Source organism: Rhodopseudomonas palustris (assembly GCF_034479375.1).
Classification (GTDB): Bacteria; Pseudomonadota; Alphaproteobacteria; order Rhizobiales; family Xanthobacteraceae; genus Rhodopseudomonas; species Rhodopseudomonas palustris_M.
On sequence record NZ_CP140155.1, the window covers coordinates 576,580 to 600,727 of the forward strand.

Consider the following 24,148-nt stretch of genomic DNA (forward strand, 5'->3'; position numbering starts at 1 on the left):
ATTAAAGAATTCTCATGAAGTCTTGCTGTCATAGTGGCTTCGAGCTTGGTAAGTTGAATTGGCTCGACGCAATGCAGATGAGAGCTAATTCGTGACGGCATTCGGTAAACTGATCCGAACCACCGCGTTTCGGCTGACGCTGGTCTATCTGTTCCTGTTCGGGCTGTTCGCGGCGTCGTTGCTGGGCTACTTCGCCTGGAATACGCGGCGGCTGATCACCGATCAGATCACCACCACGGTGGATGCCGAGATCGGCGAGGTCGACGACGTCTACACGCGGCGGGGGCTGCGCGGGCTGGTGTTGACGATCGAGAACCGGGCGCTGCGGCCGGGCGCCAATCTCTATCTCGTCACCACGCCGGCGGGGCAGGCGGTCGCCGGCAATGTCGGCGCTCTGGCGCCCGGCGTGATGAGCAAGATCGGCTGGACCGAAACCTTCTATCGCCGGCTCGACGATCAGGACCGCGGCGAGCACCGCGCGCTGGTGCGCGTCACCGAACTGTCGAGCGGGTTCCGGCTGCTGATCGGCCGCGACCTCGAGGAGCGGCGGCGGCTGTTCAACGTGGTGCGCTCGGCGGCGCAATGGTCGGTGCTGATCGTCGTCGTGCTCGGGCTCGGCGGCGGCATCTTCGTCGCGCGCCGCGTGCTGCGCCGGATCGACGCGATGACCGGCACCACGCAGCGGATCATGGCCGGCGACCTGTCCGGCCGGCTGCCGGTCGGCCGCAGCGGCGACGAACTCGACCGGCTGGCGGAAAATCTCAACGCCATGCTGGAGCGGATCGAGGCGCTGATGAGCGGCCTCAAGGAGGTCTCCGACAACATCGCGCACGATCTGAAGACGCCGCTGACGCGGCTGCGCAACCGCGCCGAGGAGGCGCTGGCGCTGTCCGGCAGCGAGGCGGATTATCGCGCCGCGCTGGAGCGCACCATCGAGGAATCCGACGGCCTGATCCGCACCTTCAACGCGCTCTTGATGATCGCGCGCGCGGAATCCGGGCACGCACGTGGCGAAATGGATGCGTTCGATGCCGCCGGGATCGCGCGCGACATTCACGAATTGTACGAGCCGCTGGCGGAAGACAACGGCCTGACGCTGCAGGTCACGAGCGAGCCGGCGCCGGTCCGCGGCAATCGCGAATTGATCAGCCAGGCGCTCGCCAATCTGGTCGAGAACGCGATCAAATACGGCCAGCCGCAGCTCGCGCTGGCGCCGCCCGGCGCCGCACCGGCGACGGCGCCGCCGCCGCGCGCAGAGATCATGATCGAGGCCCGGCGCGACGGCGACCAGGTGCTGCTCAGCGTCACCGATCGCGGTCGCGGAATACCGGAGGCCGACCGCAAGCACGCGGTGGAGCGCTTCGTGCGGCTGGAGGCGAGCCGCACCCTGCCGGGCTCGGGACTCGGCCTCAGCCTCGCCTCGGCGGTGGCGACGCTGCATGGCGGCGAACTGCGGCTGTCCGACGCGCAACCGGGTTTGCGCGCCACGCTTGCAATTCCGGCGCACACGGGCGAAGGACTGGCTCCAGCCAACACCACACCAGAACCGACGCCCGCATGAGTTCCTCCGCGATTGACGCGGACATTTCGCCCGCCGCACTGGCTGCGCGTTTCGCAGCCGGGCCGCAATTGCATGCGCCCGACGAGGCCGCCAAACGCTTCGCGGACTGGCTCGCCGACGTTCCGGCCGATCAGGCCGACGCGATCCGCGGCGTCGCCGATCGCTGTCCGAACATTCGTGTTGCGCTGCATTCGATCGCCGAGGCGTCGCCCTATCTGTTCGACCTGATCCGCGCCGATCCCGCCCGTCTGCTGCGGCTGCTGCGGTCCGAGCCGGAGACCGGCTTCAAGGCGCTGCTCGACGCTACCGCGGCTGCGGTCGCCACCGCCTCCGACGAGGCCGAGGTGATGGCGGTGCTGCGCAAGATGAAGGCGGAGGCGGCGCTGTCGATCGCGCTGTGCGACATCGGCGGGCTGTGGCCGGTGCTGCAGGTGACGCAGGCGCTGACCGACCTCGCGGTGCAATCGGTGCAGATGACGCTGCGCTTCCTGCTCCGGCAGGAGGCGGCGCGCGGCCGCATCCTGCCGCCGAACAGCGACGCGCCGGAAGAGGGCAGCGGCCTGATCGTGCTGGCGATGGGCAAGATGGGCGCCGGCGAGCTGAACTACTCCAGCGACATCGACCTGATCGTGTTCTACGAGCTCGACGCGCCGACGCTCGCGCCCGACATCGAGCCGCAGCCGTTCTTCGTGCGGGTGACGCAGGGGCTGAGCCGTATCCTGCAGCAGCGCCGCCACGACGGCTACGTGTTCCGCGTCGATCTGCGGCTGCGCCCGGATCCGGCGTCGACGCCGGTGGCGCTGTCGACCGCATCGGCGCTCAATTACTACGAGCGCGAGGGCCGCACCTGGGAGCGCGCCGCGATGATCAAGGCGCGCGCCTGCGCCGGCGATCAGTTTGCGGGCGATGCGCTGCTGTCCGAGATCGCGCCGTTCGTCTGGCGCAAGCATCTCGACTTCGCAGCCTTGTCCGACGTCCACGACATGAAGCGGCAGATGCAGACCTTCCGCGGCCAGACCGAGGTCGCGGTCGAGGGCCACAACGTCAAGGTCGGGCGCGGCGGCATCCGCGAAATCGAATTCTTCGCGCAGACCCAGCAACTGATCGCGGGCGGACGGCATCCCGAATTGCGGGTGCGGCCGACGCTCGCCGCGCTCGACATTCTGGCGAATCGCGACTGGATCACGTTTCAGGCGCGCGATGAATTGTCCGCCGCCTATCAGTTCCTGCGCCGCGTCGAGCATCGCATCCAGATGATCGCGGACGAGCAGACCCACACGCTGCCGGACAGCATCGAGGCGGTGGAGCGGTTCTCGCGGTTCTTCGGCTATGCCAGCCGCGAGGCGTTCGCGCGCGATCTGCTGGCGCATCTCGATTGCGTGCAGGGCCACTACAGCAAGCTGTTCGAGGGCGATCCGACCGGCACCGCCAAGCTGCCGATCGACTACGCCGGCGGCCCCGACGACACTGTGCTGCTCGATCATCTGCGCACGCTCGGCTACAAGAAGCCGCTGATGGTGGCGACCACGCTGCAGCAATGGATGGCCGGTGGCTACCGCATCCTCAAGGTCGAGGCGACCCAGCGCGCGTTCCACGATTTCGTGCCGGCGCTGATCGAGGAACTGGCGCGCGCCGAGGAACCCGACAACGCGGTGAACGCATTCGACCGGCTGCTGCAGGCGCTGCATCGCGGCGGCCGGCTGATCTCGCTGCTCAGCCAGAACCGCGATCTGCTGACGCTGGTCGCGCTGGTGCTCGGCGCCGCGCCGCGGCTCGGCGACATGCTGGCGCGGCAGCCGCAGATCATGGACGGGCTGATCGACCCACGCTTCTTCGGCGCGATGCCCGACCGCATCGAACTGTCGGCGCGGCTCGCGGCGACGCTGGCGGATGCCGGCTCCTACGAGGAGTTTCTCGACCGGCTGCGGCTGTTCGGGCAGGAGAGCCTGTTCCTGATCGGCACCCGGATTCTGTCCGGCACGGTGTCGACGCAGCAGGCCAGCGTCGCCTTCGCCGACGTCGCCGAGGGCATCGTCGGCACGGTGCACGATCTGGTCAGCAAGCAGTTCGTGTCGCAATACGGCAGGATCCGGGAGCAGGAGACCGCGATCCTGGCGATGGGCAAGCTCGGCAGCCGCGAGATGACGGCGGCGTCCGATCTCGACCTGATCCTGATCTATGATTTCGATCACGAGCAGCCGGACTCCGACGGCGAACGTTCGCTGCAGGGCGCGCAGTACTTCGCGCGCTTCACCCAGCGGCTGATCTCGGCCTTCACCACGCGCACCAATTACGGCGTGTTGTACGATGTCGATATGCGGCTGCGGCCGTCGGGCCGCGCCGGCCCGCTGGCGTCGCGGCTGGATTCGTTCGCGGAGTATCAGGAGGTCGAGGCCTGGACCTGGGAGCATCTGGCGCTGACGCGCGCGCGGGTGATCTCGGCGTCACCGGAGTTCCGCGCGCGGATCGAACAGGTGATCCGCGCGGTGCTGACACGGCCGCGCGACGCCGCGATCATCGCCAACGACGTCGCCGAAATGCGCGCCGCGATCGCACAGGAGAAGGGCGAGGGCGACGTCTGGGATCTCAAATACGCCGCCGGCGGCATGGTCGATATCGACTTCATCGCGCAATATCTGCAATTGGTGCATGCCGCCGCGATGCCGGAGATTCTCGCCGTCAATACGCTGGCGGCGATCGACAACGCGGCCAGGCTCGGCGTGCTGGCGCAGCCCGACGCCGATGTGCTGCGCCCCGCGGCGCGGCTGTATCACGACCTCACGCAGATCCTGCGGTTGTGCGTCAGTGACAAGTTCAAGCCCGAGGCCGCCGGCGAAGATCTGCTGCGCGTGCTGGTGCGCGCTGGCGACGCGCCGGATTTCTCCTCGCTGCAAGCGCGGGTGAAGGAAACCCAGGCCGAGGTGCGGGCGATCTTCAACCGGCTGATCGGCGGGAAGAGCGAGTAGCAGCCTATTTTGCGGTCGGCGCCGGGATCGGCGCATTCGCAGCCGGCTCCGCCGGCAACTGTTCGCAATCCATCGAATACACCAGCTCGCCCTCTGCGGTGTAGCCGATCGGCTGGCACGGGGGAAAGCCGACGGCCGGCACGGCGGTCTGCGCCGCGACGAGGCGCGCGCCGGGCATGTCGGCATCGCCGCGCATCGCGAGATAGGCGACGCCGACGAGGCCGCCCACGATCGCGGCCCGAAACGACCACGTCGCAAACTGATGAAAGCGGGCACTGAAATTCAACGCCGATCCCTCCGCGGACGGACGATCGGCTCATACACGTGGCCGACGCAGCCGCGCAATACGGAATTCGGCTACAGCGGAAGGGCCGCTTCCCGGTTGCGGTCCCGCTCCTCAGCCGGGGGCGAGGTCGCGAACCGGCGGGCTTCGCGCCACCGCCGTCCACCATTGCTGCACCACGGCCGGGCTGGTGAGCTGGATCGCGGCGGAGGCGTCGAGTTGCGCCTTGCGGTAGGCGCTGGCGGTGACGCCGAAGCGGATGCGGAAGCTCCGGCTGAAATGCGCTTCGCTCTTGAACCCCAGATCGGACGCCAGGCGCGACAGGCGGCGGGTTTCGACGGGATCGCTCAGCGCCGCCTGGACGGCGAGCAGCCGGCGTTCCTGGACGTGGCGCATGATGCCGCCGCGATCTGCGAACAGCCGATACAGAGAAGCCCGAGATACGTCGAGCCTGTCGGCCAGCCAGTCGGGGGACAAATCGGGCGAGGCGAGATTGTCGCGGATCAGCGCCTCGGTGAGCGTCAGAACCGTCTCGTCGGTTCCTCTTTGCGGCGCCGGTGAATCGTCGGGAACCGGGACAAGCAGCCGTCGCAGAAAGTCGACGGTGTCGGTGACCGTGGCGGCCACGTCGGTCTCGGTCAATTGGGCGCTGCGTTCCTGCAGCGATCGCATATACGCCGCGAGCAGATCGTTTCGGAACGGATCGAGCCGCGGCTTCAGCGTGTCGAGCGGAAGGCCGCCGAGCAGCCTGCGCGGAACGATGAGGCACACCGTGCTGGACGCGAAGGCGCGCGTCGCGATCGGGTGAGCCAGATCGATCAGGGCGACCTTGCCGGGGCCGATGTCGGTCTGCTGCCGCGTGACGACGCCATTGAAACCGCCGGTTACATAGAGATGCAGCAACAGGTGGTCCGGCGTCGCGGCGATGCGTTGCTCGTCCCGGACGAAGTCCTGTGCGTTGAAGGCGACCTTGGCGATGATCAGATCGCCGATGATGATACCATAGGCCGATCCGGTCGGCGTCTTCCTGCTTGGGCGGCATGGGCGCGGCTCGAACAGCGGCGAAATCACTGCGCTCCAGGTGGCCAGGGCTGTCGCCTCGTCCAGGCTGGAAGTGACGTAGAACAGTCGGGGAAGGGACGCCATCACGCGCGATCTGGTAGGGCCGATATTGTCTTCGGATGGTCTCGCGGGACGCCGCGCCCGAACACAGGCGATGGTTCTACCGCAATCCCTCCCGGGACACGATGGATAAGTCGCCGATCACGGGTGGAATCACCGCCGCGCCGCGCTGCGGCCACCGGTCCACCGCGACGTTCGCGCGCCTCGGCCTCGCGGTTTGTCCCATACGGGGACGAGTCCGGCTCCACTGAGACGCCACGTCAAGGGAAAGCGCCGCCCGCGGGCCTCCCAAGCTCACAGCACTCTGTCGCACCGATCCGGCGCCGTTCTAGAAACGACCCGAAACAGTGGCGCGTCGAATGTCGGACGTGCCAACATCGTGGCGAACAGGACCGGGCGCGCACGCAGGGCGCGCATCTGCTGAGGAGGAGCATTCGGTGGCGACTGGGGGACGTTTCCGTGATTTCTCGATGCTGTTGCTGGGCACCACGTTTCTCGTGAGTGCCCCGGTTTCAGCCGCGCTGTATGCGGCGGAGCCCGGCAAAAAGCCGAAATCGATCGCCAGATCGGCGGTGCCGTCGGAGCTGAAGGCGCGGCTCGCCGACGCCCTGCGGCAAGGCGAGCGCGAACTGATCGCGCAGGCCTATGACAGCACCTACCGGAATCCCGCTTTGCGCAATACCGTGGTCGACTACGCCGCCGGCCTTTCGCCGGCGGCGTCCCGCCATGTCGTCACGGCGGCCGATCTCGGGGTGCTGACCTCGGGTCAGCGGATGATGCTGGCGCCGAACGCCGCGCAGGTCATGGCCACGGCGACGACCACGGCGTCCGGCCTCGGCGCCTCGTCCTATCAGAACGTCGCGATGACGAACAACAACAACTCGCCCAACCTGCCGACCCAGTTGCCGAGCCTCGCGGCCCAGACCTGGAATCTGACGATGATCGGCGCGCAGGCGGCGTATACCCGCGGCTTCACCGGCGCCGGCGTCACCGTGACCGTCGCCGACACCGGCTTCGACACCACCAATGCCGGACTGGTCAACAAATTGCTGATCAATCTCGGCAAGAACTACGTGGTCGAGAACGGCGGCACCTACGACCCCAACGACCTCTCGCCGCAGAGCGCCAAGAAGCTCGATATCCATGGTTCGCACGTCTCCGGCATCGTCGCCGGAGAGAAGTTCGACAACGTCGCCGCCCACGGCGTGGCGTATGACGCGAACATCATTCCGATCCGCGCGATCACCGAGGAGGGATATTCGACCGTCAGCGACAGCACCGCCGACGCGCTGAACTACTTCACCAGCCTGTCCGGCACGATGATCTACAACGCCAGCTACGGGCCGAATTACGACGAGACCCTCGGCCTCAAGCAGTGGCCGGTCTCCGGCGTCTCCAGCGAGGCGAATGCGGCGCTCAACGCGCTCAAGGCCGGCAAGATCATCGTCGCCGCCGCCGGCAACGACCGTCTCAAGAGCCCCGACGCGGCGGACAATCCGTCCGGTCTGGCGCTGCTGCCGTTCCTCAACCCGGCCCATGCCGGGCTCGGGGTCTACGACGATGGGGGAGAGGGATACGACTACACCTCGCTGCAACGTCAGAACGGCCAGATCATCGCGGTGATGGCGGTCGGCTCGACCAGGGGCGCGGCGTCGTATTCGAATCTGTGCGGTGTCACCGCGAGCTGGTGCGTCGCCGCTCCCGGTGGTGACGGCAACACCGAAATCTACTCGACGATCCCGTATGACACTTACGGCTTCGCGGCCGGCACCTCGATGGCGACGCCGACCGTCTCGGGCGCGATCGCGGTGCTGATCCAGGCCAATCCGAGCTACAACGCGCAAGACCTCGCGCATCTGCTGTTCTCGACCACCGAGGATCTGGGGGCGGCCGGCATCGACGCCGTGTTCGGCCACGGCCTGATCCGGCTGGATCGCGCGACGGAGGGGCCGACCACGCTGGCCGCCAATGCAGCCGTCAACGTCGCTGCCGACCAGACCGTGTACTGGAGTCGGCTGCTCAACACCGATGGCGAATTCAGCAAGATCGGCACCGGCATTCTGACGATCTCGGGCCGGACCAACGCCGCCGGCAACGTCTATGCGCAGCTCGGCACGCTCGCGGTGGACGGCACGTTGACGATGACGACGGGCGGCATGCTCAGTGTCGCTCAGCCTGCGACGCTGGCGGGCTTCGGCACCGTGGTCGGCGACAGCACGATCGCCGGCACGCTGTCGCCGGGCAAGATGGCCAATATCGGCGACTTCGTCGCCAACAACATCGTGCCGGCGGGCACGGTGCTGAACGGCAATTCGGTCGGCGAGCTGACCTTCAACGGCAACGTCACGCTGACCTCGACGGCGACGACGCGGATCGACATCGACGGCACGCTGCTCGTGCCGGGCGGTCCCGGCACCTACGACAAGATCTACGTCACCGGCGCCGGCAACGTGTTCTACGCGGCCGGTACGCTCACGCCGGTGCTGCGCGACAGCGTCGGCACCGTCAGCAACTACACGCCTGCGCTCGGTACGGATTTCGCCATCGTGCAGGCGCAGGACGGCGCGCGCACGGCGGGCAGCTTCTCGTCCCTGGTGCAGCCGGTCGCAGGCCTGCCGGCCAATGGCCGGTTCGATCTGGTCTATGACCCGACGGCTCTGACGCTGGTGGTGACGCCGGCGAGCTTCAGCTCCTTCGCCGACAGCGGTCAGCTCGGCGGCAACGCGCGATCGGTCGCCGGCATCCTCGACAGTCAACGACCGGCCGCCGGCGTGCTGCCCTCCGATCGGGAAAAGGCGTTGTACGACGCGCTGTACAGGCTGGAGACCGAGACGCAGTACGACAAGGCCTTGACGCAATTGTCGGGCCCGGGCCAGCCGGCGGTCGCGAGCGCGTCGCTGCAGGCGTTCACCGGCTTCCTCGGCGCGATCGGCGATCGTCAGGAGACGATGGCCCTGGGTGGCGAGCGGGGACAGAACGGCACGGCGCAATCCTTCGCGTTGTCCTATGCCGGGCAGAACACGACCAGCGCCGCGACGAGTTCGGCCATGGAGGCGTTCGCCGGCATTGCGCCGACGGACCGCGTCCAGGACGGCTGGTCGGTCTGGGGGCAGGGCTTCGGCCGTAACTCCCGCGTGCGCGACAATGGTGATCTGGCGGGCTCCAAGGCCGTCAGCGCCGGCTTCACTCTCGGCGCCGATCGCTGGTTCTCCAACAGTCTCGTGGCCGGCGGCGCCTTCGGCTATGCGCGGACTACGGCGAGCAGCACCGATATCCAGGGCAAATCGGATACTTACGCCGGCGCCGCCTATGCGAGCTGGATGCCGGGCGCGGCGGTGCTGGATTTCCGGATCGTGGCCGGGACCAGTGATTTGTCCACCGGCCGTCAGATCATGCTGGCGCCGACCAGTCTGCAGGGCAATGCTAATGGCGTCGGCCTCGGCACTGCGTTGGAGGCGGGGTATCGCTTCGCGCTGGCACCCGATGTGACGCTGAAGCCGTTCGCCGGCCTGAGCTGGCAGGGCTTCCGCCGCGACGGCTACAGCGAAAGCCAGCTTCCGATCGGGCTGGTCTATGCTGCGCAGACCTACGACAAGCTGACGACCGTCACCGGCGCGGCCCTGAGCGCCCGACTGCGTGTCGCAGACGGCGCCACCCTGATGCCTGAACTCAAACTCGGGTGGGGCTACGACCTGCGCGATACGACGTTGGTCAGCCAGGCGGCGCTGCTCGACCAGCCTTTTCTGGTCTCGGCGGCCCAGCCCGGCCGCAATGCGGCGCTGGTCGGCGCCAAGATCTCCGGCTGGCGCACCGACTCGTTCCGGATGTTCGCGGCCTACAATGGTGAGTACCGCAGCAATGCGGCGAGTCACCAGCTTTCGGCGGGCGCGCGCTTCAACTGGTGACGGTGCCGACCGGCCGGTCGGCCAACGCTTCTCGGGGCGCTGGTCGACGGCCCCGGATCGATCAGGCCGCCATCCGGCGGCGCTGGCAGTCGCGCGGCAGCGTCACCATCACCACCGTGCCGGCGCCCAGCGTCGAGCGGAGCCGCATCGAGCCGCCGTGCAGCGTGGTGAGCGACTTGGCGATCGCCAGGCCCAGGCCGGAGCCGTGATAGGTCTTGCTGAGCTGGCTCTCGACCTGCTCGAACGGCTGGCCGAGACGGCGCAGCGATTGCGGCGCGATGCCGATGCCGGAATCGGCGATCATCATCACGATCGCGTTCGGCAGCGTCCGGCTGCGCACCATCACCCGGCCGCCATCGGGGGTGAACTTCACGGCGTTCGACAGCAGGTTGATCAGGATCTGCTTGATCGCCCGGCGGTCCGCCACGATCGGAATGTCGTCCTCGATCTCCGAAAGCAGTTCCAGCCGCTTGTTCTCGGCGCGGCCGGCGACCACCTTGAGGGATTCGCCGAGGGTGCGGGCGAGATCGAGCTTTTCCATTTCCAGCCGCATCCGACCGGCCTCGATTTTCGACATGTCGAGAATGTCGTTGATCACTTCCAGCAGATAGTGCCCGCTGGTCATGATGTCGTGGCAGTACTCCTGATACTTCTCGGAGCCCAGCGTGCCGAACATGCCGCTGCCCATGATCTCCGAAAATCCGATGATGGCGTTGAGCGGCGTGCGCAGCTCGTGGCTCATATTGGCGAGGAATTTCGACTTGGTCTGATTGGCTTCCTCGGCGCGGGTCTTCTCCTCTGAATATTTGCGCGCGAGATCGGCGAGTTCGACCGCCTGTCGCTCCAGCTTGTATTGCGAGATCTTGAGGTCGGCGACGGTTGCGCGCAGCCGCAAATCGTTGTCGACCAGCTTCTGCTCGTGCGCCTTGATCCGGGTGATGTCGGTGCCGACCGCGACGTAACCGCCGTCCTTGGTGCGGCGCTCGCTGATGTGAAGCCAGCTACCGTCGTCGAGCTGTGCCTCGAAGGTGCGCGCGCCCGGCGTGGAGCCGCCGCCGACATCGCACAACCGCGTGCGGATCTCCGGCATCCGGCCGACTTCGATCACCGTCTCGTAGGAGGTGCCCGGCGCGACCGCGATGTCCGGCAGCTTGTGCAGCCGCTGGAAGTGCGAGTTGCACAGCACCAGGCGGTTTTCGGCGTCCCACAGCACGAACGCCTCGGGGATGGTCTCGATCGCGTCGCGCAGCCGCAGATCGGCCTCGACCGTGCGTTCGGCGAGGCTCTTCTGTTCGGTGACGTCGACCGCGATGCCGATCAGGTGCTTGTTGTCGGATTGCGATTCCTGGCTGAGCTCGCAGCGCATCCGCAGCCAGATCCAGTGGCCGTTGGCGTGGCGCATCCGGAAGCTGTGGTCGATGTGATCGGCGTTGCCGGCGATCAACTTGTCGCCGATCGCGAACAGATCGATGTCGTCGCTGTTCACCAGCGCGTTGACCTCGCCGAAGGTCAACAGGTCGTTGCGACTCTCCAGGCCGAGCAGCGTGAACATCGACTGCGACCAGAAGATCCGGCCGCGCGACAGGTCCCAGTCCCACAGGCCGCAGCGGCCGCGATTGAGCGCGGTATCGATCCGGCTGCGCACGGCGTCGTTGATGAGATCGCCTTCCTGCGCGCGGGTCGATTGCCAGTGAAACGCGAAGCCGAGGATCAGGACGACGAAGCCGGTGGTGGCCGACAGCGTGATCTGCAGCGCCGCATCGGAGCGCAGGATCGAGCCGGTGTCTTCGTGGATGATGATGACCTGGCCGGGCAGCGACTTGATGGTGTGCAGCGTTGCGAGGGCCGACGCGCCGCTCGGCAGGATGATCTGGGTGACGGTGCCTTGCTGCGCGGATCGCGTCAGCGGCGGCGTGGCGCTGATGATGTCGAGGAAACTGTTGGCGGCGCTCGTGCCCTCGTCGCCGGGCACGCGCGCCAGGACGCGCTGATCGGCGCCGGTGACGATCACGTGGCGCCCGGCTGCGATGCCCCAGGACGGGATCAGTCCCGGCAGCAGATTCTGCAGGCGTTCGATCGAGGCCGGACGATCGAGACGTACTACGCCGATATGTTCGAGCCGCTCGGCCAGCAGATCGGCGAGCGCGCAGAGATCGCGATTGAGCGCGGCGCGCTTCTGCCGGCTCTGATCGATGAACTGAACGGCGGCGCCGAAGCAGATCGTGATGAGGAAGGCGATGATGAGGATCGGGACGGCGCGGCGGAGCACCGGCTCGGCCGTCAGTAGCCGATGGTAGGCCGGTTTAGCGATCGACTGCGCCAATCCTTTGATCGAATCGGATTGAGCGCAGGCGTTCGCCGCCTGCACGCGCGCCATACCGTGGCCCCCGCCTAATGTCCGTCAGCACCCGGTTCGAACGACGTTTCGCCATTCGAATCACGAGCTGATTTGAATCCACTTTTGGCGGGCTGTCGAGAGTCAACGATTCGGCGGATCGGAATATTTCTTATCCAAAGATGAATCGCGCGCTCATTTGTGCGTGAGCCGAGTCCGAAACAAGAACGTGGACTCGTAGGAGTCTCAGGTGTCGCGCTCAATCGGCGTTGGGCGGCTCGGCGTGACTGATCACCCGCTTCACGCTCGGGAACGCGCGGCGCATGTGGCGCTCGATCTCGTCGACGTGATCGTGCACCGCGATGACGCTGAGCGTCGGCTCTGCGTAGCAGTGGAAGTTGACGATCTCGCCGGCCTCGGTGTCGCGGACCCTGACGCTGTGGATGTCGTGGATCGCGCCGTTGCTGGCAAAACCGATCAGCGCGGCGCGAATCTCCTCGACGCGTTCCGGCGCGGCTTCGTAGCCCTGCGGCATCTCCGGTTCGAGCGGCTCGATATGGGTGTCGACCTCGACGTCGGTGCCGAAATCGTCGCGGATGTGCCGTTCGAGTTCGTGCGCGATGTCGTGCGCCTCGACCAGCGGCATGTTGCCGTCGACCTCGAGATCGATGCTGACGGTGATCTTGCAGCCGAGATCGTGGACGGTGACGTGGTGGACGGCGAGGCCGGAATTGCGCGCGATCACCATGATCCGCTCGCGCACCGTCTCGTTGTCGCGCGCGACCGGAATCGCCGTGAAGGTGAGGTCGGCGTCCTCGAAGGCGAGCTTCAGCGCGTCGTCGGCGCGCCGCTTGATCTCGTCGATCCGGTCGATCGGGTAGGTGCGCGGCACCTCGACCAGCGCGTCGATGAAATGCGTCGGCCCGACCATGCGGGTGCGCAACCGCTCGATGCCGACGACGCCCGGCACCGCGCTGATCACGTCGCGGGCCTTGTCGGAGACCCCCTCCGGCGCGCGGTCGAGCAGGGTCTGGATCGTCGAGCGGCCGAGCCGCAGGCCGAGGATCGAGATCATCACCGCGACGCCGATCGCGGCGGCGGCGTCGCCCCAGGCGAAGCCCATCGCCGACAGCGACAGTCCGGCGATCACCGCGAACGAGCCGAGCACATCGGAGGCGAAGTGCAGCGCGTCGGCGGCGAGCGCCTGGCTCTTGGTCGCGACCGCCGTGCGATGCAACGCCCAGGCGCGCCAGGAATTCACCAGGATGTCGACGCCGAGAATTGCGAAGGCCCACAGCGAGAAGGCCGGCGGCGGAGCGCCCTCGCGCAACCGGCTCGTGGCCTCGACCAGAATGCCGCCCGCCAGGACATACAGCAATGCGATGACGCCGAGCGCCGACAGGCTTTCGATCTTGCCGTGGCCGTAGTGATGGGCATCGTCGGCCGGGCGGTCGGAAACCCGGACCACGAACCAGGTGATGATGGTCGCGACCAGATCGATCGAGCTGTGCAGCGCCTCGGAGATCAGCGCCAGCGATCCGATGGCGATGCCGACGGCGAATTTCGCCGCGGCCATGCTGGCGCTCGCCAGCACGGACACCGCAGCCACACGCGATTTGGTGCTGGCGAAATTGCTCATGGGCGCGGTGTAGCAGCCCGATCCTGAACATAAAAGCCGGCCGAAGTGGATCGCCCTCGCGATTTCGCGACCGCCGTTATTGCAAATTGTTCTTATTCAAGCGGCTGCGTCGTGGCGATTGCGGGAACCGCTCAGAACGTCACCACGATCTTGCCGAGGTGACGGTTCGCTTCCATGTGAGCGAACGCCTCGCCGATCTCCGAGAACGGGAAGACGCGGTCGATCGGCAATCGAAGCTTGCGGGATTCGACCGCCGGCCAGATGTCGCCGCGAACCTGGCGGAAGATCTCGCGGATCTCCTCGATGCTGCGGCTGCGGAAGGTGACGCCGACATAATCGATCCGGCGCGCCGCGTGCAGGTCGAAGTTGAAATCGGCGTGGGTGCCGCCGAGCCGGCCGATATTGACGATGCGGCCGCGCACGCGCGCCGCGGCGAGGTTCTGGTTGGCGACCTTGCCGGAGATCTGATCGATGATCAGATCGACGCCGGCGCCGCCGGTGGCGGCGAGCACCTGATCGACCCAGCCTTCGGCAGAGGAATCGATCGCGAGATCGGCGCCGAACTCGCTCAGCCGGTCGCGGCGGCCTTTGTCGGTCGACGACCCGATCACGAATCTCGCGCCCTTCAGCTTCGCGATCTGCAGCGCCATCAGGCCGACTCCCGAGCTCGCGCCCTGAATCAGGACGGTCTCGCCGGGGCGCAGCCTGCCGACCGCGATCAGCGCGTTGTGCATGGTGGTGAGCGCGACGGGCAGGGTGGCGGCTTCCTCGAAGCTCACGCTGTCCGGAATCGGAAACACCCGACCGTGATCGGCCAGCGTGTATTCGCCGAACGCCGCTACGCCCGATCCCATCACTCGCTGGCCGACCTCGCAGCCATGCGCCTCGTCGCCGACCGCCTCGATTTCGCCGGCCCATTCCATGCCGAGCACCGCGCCGACACCGCCCGCCGCGCCGTGGGCATGGCCCTTGGTCATGCCGAGATCGGCGCGATTGAGGCCGCAGGCGCGGACGCGGATCAGGACCTGCGGTCCGGTCGGCGCCGGCTTGTCGACCTCGGCGATGGCGGCGCCGCCGGCGCCGTAGACATAGGCCTTCATCTCAACGCTTCCCGTCTCGGTGGCGCGCCGGCCCGCGGCTATTCCGCGGCCTGGCGCGCGCCACCCGATAGCATCGTTTCGAGCCGGCTGCGAATGATCGCTTCGGCGTCGCGCACGATCCGCGACACCAGTTCGGCGCAGCTCGGGATGTCGTGGATCAGGCCCTGGACCTGGCCGGCCGACCACACGCCTTCGTCGGTGTCGCCGGTGACGTAGACCATCTTGCCGCGGGCGCCCGCGACCAGCTCCTTGACCTGTTCGAAGGTCGCACCCTGCTTCTCCAGTTCGATCACCTGCTGGCTGATCGCATTCCTGGCGACGCGCGAGGTATTGCGCAAAGTGCGGAAGATCAGGTCGGTCGCGCGCTCGTCATTGTCGACGATCTTCTGTTTGACCGCTTCGTGGATCGGGCTCTCCTTGGTGCACATGAAGCGCGTGCCCATGTTGATGCCGTCGGCGCCGAGCGACAGCGCCGCCACCAGGCCGCGGCCATCGGCGAAGCCGCCGGAGGCGATCATCGGAATCTTGATCTTGTCGGCCGCTGCCGGGATCAGGATCAGGCCCGGCGTGTCGTCTTCGCCCGGATGGCCGGCGCATTCGAAGCCGTCGATCGAAATGCCGTCGACGCCCATCCGCTCCGCCGACAGTGCGTGGCGGACGCTGGTGCATTTGTGCAGCACCTTGACGCCGTGCTTCTTGAATTCCTCGACGTGCTCCTGCGGCTTGTTGCCAGCGGTCTCGACGATGCGGACGCCGCTCTCGATGATCGCCTGGCGGTACTCCGCATAAGGCGGCGGCTTGATCGCCGGCAGGATGGTGAGATTGACGCCGAACGGCTTGTCGGTGAGGTCACGGCAGCGCGCGATCTCCTTGGTCAGATCCTCCGGCGTCGGCTGCGTCAGCGCGGTGATCATGCCGAGCGCGCCGGCATTGGCTACCGCGGCGACCAGCTCGGCGCGGCCGACCCACTGCATGCCGCCCTGAACGATCGGATGCTCGATGCCGAAGGTTTCGGTGAATCGCGTCTTGATCATGCTGTGCCCCTTGGACCGGCGCCTCGCGCGCCTGTTGCTGTTGTGGTTCGGGCGGCAGATTGCCGAAGCCGGGAGGAAATGTCCAATGCGCGGGGAAAGGGGCACCCTCTCGACGAGTCATTCCGGGGCGCTCGCGCAAGCGATCGAGCCCGGAATCTCGACGTGAAAAGACGACGAGTGCGCAACAACTTCGAGATTCCGGGTTCGCGAACTTCGTTCGCGCCCCGGAATGACGTGTGTGGGGCTCACATCGGGCCGCGCATAGAGCTGGGCGACTTCCTCTCAGCGCGTCATTCCGGGGCTCGCCGCAGGCGAGAACCCGGAATCTCTGCCGCGCCAAAACTTCTGGATTCGTTCGCGCCTGACGGCGCGCCCCGGAATGACGGTGCAGGAGGCTACGCTTTCGCTGCCTGATGAAATTCGTTGTGCAGTTCGCCGATGCCTTCGATCGCGATGGTGACGCTGTTGGTCGCCTCCTTCATCACGCCGACGCCGACCGAGGTGCCGCAGCAGATCAGGTCGCCGGGCTCGAGCGTCATGTCGTGCGACAGCAGGCTGACGAGCTTGTGCGGCTGGAACACCATGTCGGCAACCGGGTAGTTCTGCCGCTCGGCGCCGTTGAGGATGGTGCGGATCGACAGCGTCGCCGGATCGAGACCGGTGGCGATCGCCGGGCCGAACGGGCCGAAGCCGTCGAAGCTCTTGGCCCGCGCCCATTGCGGGAAGCTCGGGTCGCGATTGAGAATGTCGGCGGCGGTGATGTCGTTGACGCAGGTGTAGCCGAAAATGTGCGCGGCCGCGTCGGCCTCGGAGATGCCGCTACACCGCTTGCCGATGACGATGCCGAGCTCGCCTTCATACACCACCTTGCCGTCATAGGACGCCGGACGGTGCACCACGGCGCCATGCGCGGCGACGCTGGTGGTGGCTTTCAGGAAGTACAACGGCTCCGGAGGAATCGACTGGTTCAGCTTGGCGGCCAGCGCGTGAAAATTGTTCCACAGCCCGATGATCTTGCCGGGCGTGCAGGGCGCGAGCAGCTCGACATCGCCGAGCTGCAGCGTCCGGCCGGTCGGCTTGTTGGCGCCGAACATCTCGCCGTCATGCACGGCGATGTCGGAATGCGCGATGGTGCCGAAGCCGATCGCGCCGTCGGTGTGGAAGCGAACCCATTTGGTCATGGCGAAGGTCTCCTCAATGTTCCGATCGTCGTGGTGGTCGGGCTCACCCGTTTCACCGCGTCATGCCCGGGCTCGACCCGGGCATCCACGCCTTCAGGCACGGCCCTGCTCGTGTCCGTGGATGGCCGGGTCAAGCCCGGCCATGACGTGGAGAGGTAGTCGGGCAGTTAGTACAGCCCCGCCACCTTGGCGCGCTGGATCACCAGGCCGAGGACGCTGTCGATTGCGGGCGTCGGGATGCCGGTCATGCGGCCCATTTCCTGCACCACGGTGACCAGGGGATCAATCTCCATCGGCCGGCCGCGTTCGAGATCCTGCAGCATCGAGGTCTTGTGCGCGCCGACTTTGCGCGCGCCCTCGATGCGGCGTTCGACGTCGACGCGGAATTTGACGCCGAAGGTCTCGCCGATCGCCTGCGCTTCCAGCATCATCGCCTTCGCCAGCGCACGCGTCGCCGGATCGGACGCGATCACGTCGAGCGTGGCGTGGGTCAGCGCGCTGATCGGGTTGAAGCAGACATTGCCCCACAGCTTCAGCCAGATCTCGTCGCGAATGCGATCGAGGATCGGCGCCTTCAGGCCGGCGGCCTCCAGCAGCTTCGACAGATTTTCGACATCGGTCGTGGTCTCGCCCGAGGCCTCGCCGACCGGGAATTTGTCGCCATAGACGTGGCGGACGACGCCCGGGCCTTCCAGCTCGGTCGCCGGATAGACGATGCAGCCGATGCCGCGCTCCGGGCCGAGTTCGTTCCACTGCCGCGCGCCGGGATCGATGCTCTCCAGCGTCCGGCCTTCGAACTGATTGCCGTGCTTGTAGAAGTACCAATACGGCACGCCGTTGACCGCGGTGACGATGCGGGTGTGCGAGCCGAGCAGCGGCTTCATCGCGTCGATCGCGCCGGTGATCGAATGCGCCTTGAGACAGATGATGATGAAGTCCTGCTGGCCCAGTTCCGACGGCTTGTCGGTGGCGCGGACCTTCACCACGCGCTCCTCGTCGCCGATCAAGAGCTTGAGGCCGTTCTGCTGCATCGCCGCGAGATGCGCGCCGCGCGCAACCAGGCTGACGTCGGCGCCGGATTGCGCGAGCTGCACGCCGAGATAACCGCCGATCGCGCCGGCGCCGTAGATACAGACTTTCATCGAATTCCCTGGGCTCAACGCCAGAACGCCTGGCGATCGTGGAGGTTGCAGCCGCGAACGATGCGGTGCGGCGGTTTATCGGTCAGATCGGCGGATGGTTCAAGCATGCGATGCTCATGGTGCTATTCGTAATCGGGGCCGGCCGGCCGCGGCCGCCCGGTCGCCGCGGACCGCAGCCGGGCGTAGCCCGCGTTGATCGGCGACCAGAACAGCGCGATCAGCCCGAGCGCCATGATGGTGCCGACCAGCCCGTTGGAGAAGAACACGCCGAGCGCGCCCTGCGAGGCCAGCAGCGACTGCCGGAAAGCCTCTTCCGCCTTGTCGCCGAGCACGATCGCGAGCACCAGCGGCGCCAGCGGATAATTGCACTTCTTCAGCAGATAGCCGATCACCCCGAACACCAGCATCAGCATCACGTCGAAGGTCGAGTTGTGCACCGAATAGGCGCCGATCGCGCACAGCACCAGGATCAGCGGCGCGACGATGCTGAACGGAATCCGCAGAATCGCGGCGAAGAAAGGCACGCAGGTCAGCACGATCAATAGACCGACGACGTTGCCGAGATACATCGAGGCGATCAGGCCCCAGACGAATTCCTTCTGCTCGACGAACAGCATCGGGCCGGGCTGCAGGCCCCAGATCAGCAGGCCGCCGAGCAGCACGGCTGCGGTCGGCGATCCCGGCACGCCGAGCGACAGCATCGGCAGCAGCGCCGCGGTGCCGGCGGCGTGGGCCGCGGTCTCCGGCGCGATCACGCCCTCGATCTCGCCATTGCCGAAATTCTTGCCGTTCTTCGACACCCGCTTGGCGATGCCGTAACTCATGAACGAGGCCGGCGTGGCGCCGGCCGGCGTGATCCCCATCCAGCAGCCGATCACGCTGGAGCGCAGCGACGTCATCCAGTAGCGCGGCAGTTCCTTCCAGGTCTGCAGCACGACGCGCAGATTGATCTTGGCCTTGCTGCCGCGGAAGCTCAGGCCGTCTTCCATGGTCAGCAGGATCTCGCCGATGCCGAACAGGCCGATCACCGCGATCAGGAAGTCGAAGCCGTTCAGCATTTCGGTGAAGCCGAAGGTCAGCCGGAGCTGGCCGGTCATCGAATCCAGTCCCACCGCGGCCAGCGCGAAGCCGAGCATCATCGCCGCGACCGTCTTGAAGGCGGGCTCTTTCGACAGCCCGATGAAACTGCAGAAGGCGAGGAAGTACACCGCGAATTTTTCGGGCGGCCCGAACTCCAGCGCGAACCGCGCCACCAGCGGCGCGACCAGCGTGATCATGATGATCGCGAACAGCGCGCCGACGAAGGACGAGGTGAAAGCGGCGGTCAGCGCTTCGCCGGCCTTGCCCTGCTGCGCCATCGGATAGCCGTCGAAAGTGGTGGCGACCGACCATGGTTCGCCGGGGATGTTGAACAGGATCGAGGTGATCGCCCCGCCGAACAACGCCCCCCAATAGATGCAGGATAGCATGATGATCGCAGAGGTCGGTGGCATGCTGAAGGTCAGCGGCAGCAGGATCGCCACGCCATTGGCGCCACCGAGGCCCGGCAGCACGCCGATGATGACGCCGAGAACGATGCCGATCACCATCACCAGGATGTTGAACGGCATCAGCGCGACGGCGAAGCCGTGGAACAGGTTGGTGAGTTCTTCCATCCGGACGGGTCCTGAACTGCGAGGATATCGATTGCTTTCGAAAACTGAGTCAGCGCCGGTCCACGCGGAGAAGACAGGCGGAGCGAAAAACTAGAGACCGAGCAGATCCTCGAGCGGACCTTTCGGCAGCGGCACCAGGAACCAGCGCTCGAACACCAGATAGGTGACCACCGGCGCGCCGATCGCGACGGCGAACACGGTGAGCCAGCGATATTTACCGAGCCGTCGCATGAACCAGCCGATGAACAGCGCCGACGAGACGTAGAGCCCGATGAACGGCATCGCGCCGACGAACAGCGCGCTCGGGATCAGCACGCTCATGACGTGGCCGAGCTGACTCCATTCGGCGAACAGATGATGATGGCGGGCGCGCAGCGCGGAGATCAGGTTGATCACGCTGGCGAGCACGATGAACAGCCCGATATAGAACGGGAAGAAGCCGGCGCGCGGGCCTTCGGCGCCCCAGCCGATCCCGGCCCTGATGCTGCCGACGATCACCACGACCCCCGCGGCGCCGATCAGCAATGCGACGCCGGCCTCGACGAGCTTGTGCGAGGGACCGAGGTTGCCGTCAGTCGATGCAGACATGAAATCGTCCCCGACATGAGAGACGGCGCGGGCGGTCGCTCCGCGCCGGAGCTTTCGTCAGTCACATGCGTCGGCAAGCGCGGTCAGTTGCCTTGCGCCAGGAAGCCGGCGTCCCGCATCAGCGTTTCGTGCCGCTTGTCCTCGGTCTCGACCCATTTGGTGAATTCGGGGCCGGTCATGAAGGTGGTGTTGAACGCACCGTTCTTCATGAAGTCCTTCCACTCCGGCGTATCGCGGACCTTGTTGAACAGGTCGATGTAATAGGCGACCTGGTCCGGGGTCGCTTTCGGCCCCATGAAGATGCCGCGCAGCATCAGATACTCGATGTCGAGCCCCTGCGACTTGCAGGTCGGCACGTCCTTCCACGCCTTGCCGTCGGCGATCGGATCGCCGTAGTCCATCGGCTTGCCGTCGAACACGCAGAGCGGTCGCAGCTTGCCGCCGCGCCATTGCGCCACCGCCTCGATCGGATTGTTGACCGTCGAGTCGATGTGATTGCCGACGAGCTGCACCGCGACTTCGCCACCGCCCTTGTAGGGAATGTAGGTGAGCTTGGCTCCGGTGGCCTTCTCCAGCGCCACGGTGATGATCTGGTCTTCCTGCTTCGAGCCGGTGCCGCCCATCTTCATGCTGCCGGGCGGGGCCGCCTTCACGGCATCGACGAAGTCCTTGGCGGTCTTGTAGGGCTTGTCGGCATTCACCCAGAGCACGAACTCGTCGAGCGCGAGCATCGCGACCGGCGTGAGATCCTTCCAGCCGAACGGAATGCCGGTGGCGAGCGGGGTGGTGAACAGGTTCGACAGCGTGATGATGATCTTGTGCGGATTGTTCGCCGCCGTCTTGACGTCGAGGAAGCCTTCGCCGCCGGCGCCGCCGGATTTGTTCACCACCACCAGCGGCTGCTTCATCAGATTGTACTTGGTGACGATCCCCTGCAGCGTCCGCGCCATCTGGTCGGCGCCGCCGCCGGTGCCGGCGGGGACGATGAATTCGACCGGGCGGGTCGGCTGCCAGGCCGCGCCGGCGGGAACCACCGCACCCGCGGTGCAGATTGCCGCAATGGCGCCGAACACAAGACGAGTCACTCCACTCTTCATGTCGCGTTCTCCCTCGGATTGAACGCCGATCTTGCGTCGGCTTCGGTGCACTGGTCGGTTGGCTTTACATCGGATGTTCCATCAACCTGACACAGCTTGCAAATGAAATTGCTGAAAATCGCCGATCTTCGATCGAAGAAGTGACGCGTAGTTATCAGTTGTTCGAAGGCACGACGAGGCCGCCGGCGGTTCCGGCCGACCCGTCGTCGAGCTGCGTTGCAGCAGCCGCTATTCCGCGGCCTGCTTGCGCGGCGGAGCGAGTGCGCCGGAATCGTGGATTTCAGCGACCTGATGATCGTTGAAGCCGAGGACGTCGCGCAGAATTTCGTCGGTGTGCTCGCCCAGCAGCGGCGAGCGCTCGACATGGGTCGGCGAGTCCGACAGTTTGATCGGGTTGCCGACCGACAGATATTTGCCGCGGGTCGGATGATCGACCTCGACGATCGTGCCGGTGGCGCGCAGCGAGGCGTCCTCGGCGAGTTCCTTCATCGACAGGATCGGTCCGCAGGGGATGTCGTCCTGGTTGAGGATCTCCATCGCCTCGAACTTGGTCTTGGTCATGGTCCATTGTTCGATCCGGGCGAAGATGTCGTTGAGATGCTTCAGCCGCGCCGGCGGCGTCGCGTAGTCCGGATGGGTCTTCCAGCCGGTCTCGCCGATCACGTCGCAGATCTTCTCCCACACCGGGGCCTGGGCGATGAAATAGATGTAGGCGTTGGGATCGGTCTCCCAGCCCTTGCACTTCAGGATGCGGCCGGGCTGGCCGCCGCCGGAATCATTGCCGGCGCGCGGCACTGCGTCGCCGAACGGCACGCCTTCGCCGAACTGGCTGTATTCCTTGAGCGGGCCGTGCGCGAGGCGCTGCTGATCGCGCAGCTTGACGCGCGACAAATTGAGCACGCCGTCCTGCATCGCGGCGGTGACGCGCTGGCCGCGGCCGGTGTGATGGCGCTGATACAGCGCGGTGACGATGCCGAGGGCGAGATGCAGCCCGGTGCCGCTGTCGCCGATCTGCGCGCCGGTGACCAGCGGCGGGCCGTCGCGGAAGCCGGTGGTGGAGGCGGCGCCGCCGGTGCATTGCGCGACGTTCTCGTAGACCTTGCAGTCTTCATAAGGACCGGGGCCGAAGCCCTTGATCGAGGCGACGATCATCCGCGGGTTGATCTCCTGGATCTTGTCCCAGGTGAAGCCCATGCGATCGAGCACGCCCGGGCCGAAATTCTCCACCAGCACGTCGCAGGAGCGGATCAGCGCGGTGAGCACTTCCTTGCCCTTGGGGTTCTTGGTGTCGAGCGTGATCGAGCGCTTGTTGTGGTTCAGCATGGTGAAGTACAGGCTGTCGACCTTCGGGATGTCCTGCAACTGACCGCGGGTGATATCGCCGGTGCCCGGGCGCTCGACCTTGATGACGTCGGCGCCGAACCACGCCAGCAACTGGGTGCAGGTCGGCCCGGACTGGACGTGGGTGAAATCGAGAATGCGAACGCCGTCGAGCGCCTTGGTCATGGTCGTGCTCCGTCTGTTACTTCGATGCGCGCGCGAGGCGGCATCGCTCCGGTGTTGTGTTCCCCCGGCGCATCGTTGTGCACCGGGAATCGTCTGTCAGTCTCGTCGTCCGCATGCCCGACGCGCGGTCACGCGAACAGCTCCTGGCCATGCGCCTCGACATAGGCGGCGAGCCGCAGCGTGTGCTCGCGCGCCAGCTTCTCGGCGAGTTCGGTGTCGCGCTCTTCCATCGCCTCGATCATCGCGAGGTGCTCGGGCAACGACGCGGCGATGCGTTCCTTGCGGCCGATGGTGAGCTGGCGATAGCCGCGCACGTGGATCAGGATGTCGTCCGTCATGTCGACCAGCACCTGCGACTCGCTGAGCGAGATCAGCGCCTGGTGGAACACGATGTTGGCGCGGGAATATTCCTGGATGTGATCCTGCGGCAGGCGCTCTGGGCCGAACGCCTTAAACACGTCGCGCAGCGCGGTGATGTCGCGCTTGCGCGCCATCGTGGTGATCAGCCGCGCCGCCATGCTCTCCAGCGCCGCCCAGGCGCGGATCATGTCGACGATTTCCGCCTTGGTCCGGCGCACCACCATGATGCCGCGGCGCGGCACGGCCTTCACCAGCCCGTCCTGCTCGAGCATCGCGATCGCCTCGCGAATCGGCGTGCGGCTGACGCCGAGCTTGTCCGACAGCGCGCGCTCGTCGAGCATCACCGGCTCGGGCGTGGTGTAGATGTCCATCTTCAGGATGGCCTGCTTCAGCGCCTGGTACGCCTTGGCCTTGTAGCTGACCTCGGGCGCGAGCGGCGCCATCGCGAGATCGGGCTCGGCGATCAAGTCCATCGGTCTGGTCCTGGCGCGAGCAGTCATCGATCTTCCATACCGTAACGGGAACGTCTGTTCGCTGAACTGGCATGCCAAATGCCAGGTCGTCAAGGTGGACGTCCGATACGCGAGTCGTGTTGCTCTGCGGTCATTGGTTGGGATGCCAGCACAGAGGCTGTTTCGCGAGAAAAGCGATCAAAATAGTGCTTGCGCGAAAAT

Annotated in this window: 16 protein-coding genes; 3 read left to right on the plus strand and 13 right to left on the minus strand. The window is 66.3% G+C overall.

Features of this window, described 5'->3' with window-relative positions:
- Positions 1–91: 91 nt before the first annotated feature.
- Together SR870_RS02570 and SR870_RS02575 are read left to right on the plus strand one after the other, a co-directional pair.
- Positions 92–1,561, plus strand: coding sequence for a sensor histidine kinase (locus tag SR870_RS02570; protein WP_322516487.1), 1,470 nt, complete (start codon positions 92–94; stop codon positions 1,559–1,561).
- Positions 1,558–4,527, plus strand: coding sequence for a bifunctional [glutamine synthetase] adenylyltransferase/[glutamine synthetase]-adenylyl-L-tyrosine phosphorylase (locus SR870_RS02575; protein WP_322516488.1), 2,970 nt, complete (start codon positions 1,558–1,560; stop codon positions 4,525–4,527). The genes SR870_RS02570 and SR870_RS02575 overlap by 4 nt, the downstream gene beginning before the upstream one ends.
- Positions 4,528–4,531: 4 nt before the next feature.
- On the opposite strand, the gene SR870_RS02580 is transcribed toward SR870_RS02575, so the two are convergent.
- Positions 4,532–4,813, minus strand: a complete 282-nt coding sequence (locus tag SR870_RS02580; protein ID WP_322516489.1) for a hypothetical protein — start codon at positions 4,811–4,813, stop codon at positions 4,532–4,534.
- A 111-nt stretch (positions 4,814–4,924) separates the two neighbouring features.
- Entirely contained in the window at positions 4,925–5,956 is a 1,032-nt protein-coding gene (locus tag SR870_RS02585) for a helix-turn-helix domain-containing protein (RefSeq protein ID WP_322516490.1), read from the minus strand.
- A 413-nt stretch (positions 5,957–6,369) separates the two neighbouring features.
- On the opposite strand from SR870_RS02585, the gene SR870_RS02590 reads away from it, so the two are divergent.
- A complete protein-coding gene (locus SR870_RS02590; RefSeq protein ID WP_322516491.1) occupies positions 6,370–9,837 on the plus strand; it encodes an autotransporter domain-containing protein in 3,468 nt (1,155 codons plus the stop codon).
- 61 nt (positions 9,838–9,898) lie between these two features.
- On the opposite strand, the gene SR870_RS02595 is transcribed toward SR870_RS02590, so the two are convergent.
- From SR870_RS02595 to SR870_RS02645, 11 genes are all read right to left on the minus strand, one after another.
- A complete protein-coding gene (locus SR870_RS02595) occupies positions 9,899–12,214 on the minus strand; it encodes a PAS domain-containing sensor histidine kinase (protein ID WP_322516492.1) in 2,316 nt (771 codons plus the stop codon).
- Between the two features lie 217 nt (positions 12,215–12,431).
- Positions 12,432–13,811, minus strand: a complete 1,380-nt coding sequence (locus SR870_RS02600; RefSeq protein WP_322516493.1) for a cation diffusion facilitator family transporter — start codon at positions 13,809–13,811, stop codon at positions 12,432–12,434.
- Positions 13,812–13,942: 131 nt separating this feature from the next.
- The gene (locus SR870_RS02605; RefSeq protein ID WP_322516494.1) at positions 13,943–14,911 is read right to left on the minus strand and encodes a quinone oxidoreductase family protein; all 969 of its coding nucleotides are present in this window, start codon (positions 14,909–14,911) and stop codon (positions 13,943–13,945) included.
- A 38-nt stretch (positions 14,912–14,949) separates the two neighbouring features.
- A complete protein-coding gene (locus SR870_RS02610) occupies positions 14,950–15,945 on the minus strand; it encodes a nitronate monooxygenase family protein (protein WP_322516495.1) in 996 nt (331 codons plus the stop codon).
- A 395-nt stretch (positions 15,946–16,340) separates the two neighbouring features.
- Entirely contained in the window at positions 16,341–17,126 is a 786-nt protein-coding gene (locus SR870_RS02615; RefSeq protein WP_322516496.1) for a fumarylacetoacetate hydrolase family protein, read from the minus strand.
- Between the two features lie 167 nt (positions 17,127–17,293).
- A complete protein-coding gene (locus SR870_RS02620; protein ID WP_322516497.1) occupies positions 17,294–18,268 on the minus strand; it encodes a 2-dehydropantoate 2-reductase in 975 nt (324 codons plus the stop codon).
- 122 nt (positions 18,269–18,390) lie between these two features.
- The gene (locus tag SR870_RS02625) at positions 18,391–19,923 is read right to left on the minus strand and encodes a tripartite tricarboxylate transporter permease (protein ID WP_322516498.1); all 1,533 of its coding nucleotides are present in this window, start codon (positions 19,921–19,923) and stop codon (positions 18,391–18,393) included.
- A gap of 90 nt (positions 19,924–20,013) precedes the next feature.
- Positions 20,014–20,511, minus strand: coding sequence for a tripartite tricarboxylate transporter TctB family protein (locus SR870_RS02630; protein WP_322516499.1), 498 nt, complete (start codon positions 20,509–20,511; stop codon positions 20,014–20,016).
- Between the two features lie 83 nt (positions 20,512–20,594).
- Positions 20,595–21,608, minus strand: coding sequence for a tripartite tricarboxylate transporter substrate binding protein (locus SR870_RS02635; RefSeq protein WP_322516500.1), 1,014 nt, complete (start codon positions 21,606–21,608; stop codon positions 20,595–20,597).
- Between the two features lie 228 nt (positions 21,609–21,836).
- Positions 21,837–23,114, minus strand: coding sequence for a formyl-CoA transferase (gene frc, locus SR870_RS02640; RefSeq protein ID WP_322516501.1), 1,278 nt, complete (start codon positions 23,112–23,114; stop codon positions 21,837–21,839).
- A 128-nt stretch (positions 23,115–23,242) separates the two neighbouring features.
- Entirely contained in the window at positions 23,243–23,947 is a 705-nt protein-coding gene (locus tag SR870_RS02645) for a GntR family transcriptional regulator (RefSeq protein ID WP_416221119.1), read from the minus strand.
- Positions 23,948–24,148 lie beyond the last annotated feature (201 nt).

Bases quoted from the DNA above. Each gene is read 5' to 3' on its own strand.
- SR870_RS02575 (WP_322516488.1), top strand. From the start codon at position 1,558: ATGAGTTCCTCCGCGATTGACGCGGACATTTCGCCCGCCGCACTGGCT.
- SR870_RS02585 (WP_322516490.1), bottom strand. From the start codon at position 5,956: ATGGCGTCCCTTCCCCGACTGTTCTACGTCACTTCCAGCCTGGACGAG.
- SR870_RS02595 (WP_322516492.1), bottom strand. From the start codon at position 12,214: ATGGCGCGCGTGCAGGCGGCGAACGCCTGCGCTCAATCCGATTCGATC.
- SR870_RS02600 (WP_322516493.1), bottom strand. From the start codon at position 13,811: ATGAGCAATTTCGCCAGCACCAAATCGCGTGTGGCTGCGGTGTCCGTG.
- SR870_RS02605 (WP_322516494.1), bottom strand. From the start codon at position 14,911: ATGAAGGCCTATGTCTACGGCGCCGGCGGCGCCGCCATCGCCGAGGTC.
- SR870_RS02610 (WP_322516495.1), bottom strand. From the start codon at position 15,945: ATGATCAAGACGCGATTCACCGAAACCTTCGGCATCGAGCATCCGATC.
- SR870_RS02615 (WP_322516496.1), bottom strand. From the start codon at position 17,126: ATGACCAAATGGGTTCGCTTCCACACCGACGGCGCGATCGGCTTCGGC.
- SR870_RS02620 (WP_322516497.1), bottom strand. From the start codon at position 18,268: ATGAAAGTCTGTATCTACGGCGCCGGCGCGATCGGCGGTTATCTCGGC.
- SR870_RS02625 (WP_322516498.1), bottom strand. From the start codon at position 19,923: ATGGAAGAACTCACCAACCTGTTCCACGGCTTCGCCGTCGCGCTGATG.
- SR870_RS02630 (WP_322516499.1), bottom strand. From the start codon at position 20,511: ATGTCTGCATCGACTGACGGCAACCTCGGTCCCTCGCACAAGCTCGTC.
- SR870_RS02635 (WP_322516500.1), bottom strand. From the start codon at position 21,608: ATGAAGAGTGGAGTGACTCGTCTTGTGTTCGGCGCCATTGCGGCAATC.
- frc (WP_322516501.1), bottom strand. From the start codon at position 23,114: ATGACCAAGGCGCTCGACGGCGTTCGCATTCTCGATTTCACCCACGTC.
- SR870_RS02645 (WP_416221119.1), bottom strand. From the start codon at position 23,947: ATGGACTTGATCGCCGAGCCCGATCTCGCGATGGCGCCGCTCGCGCCC.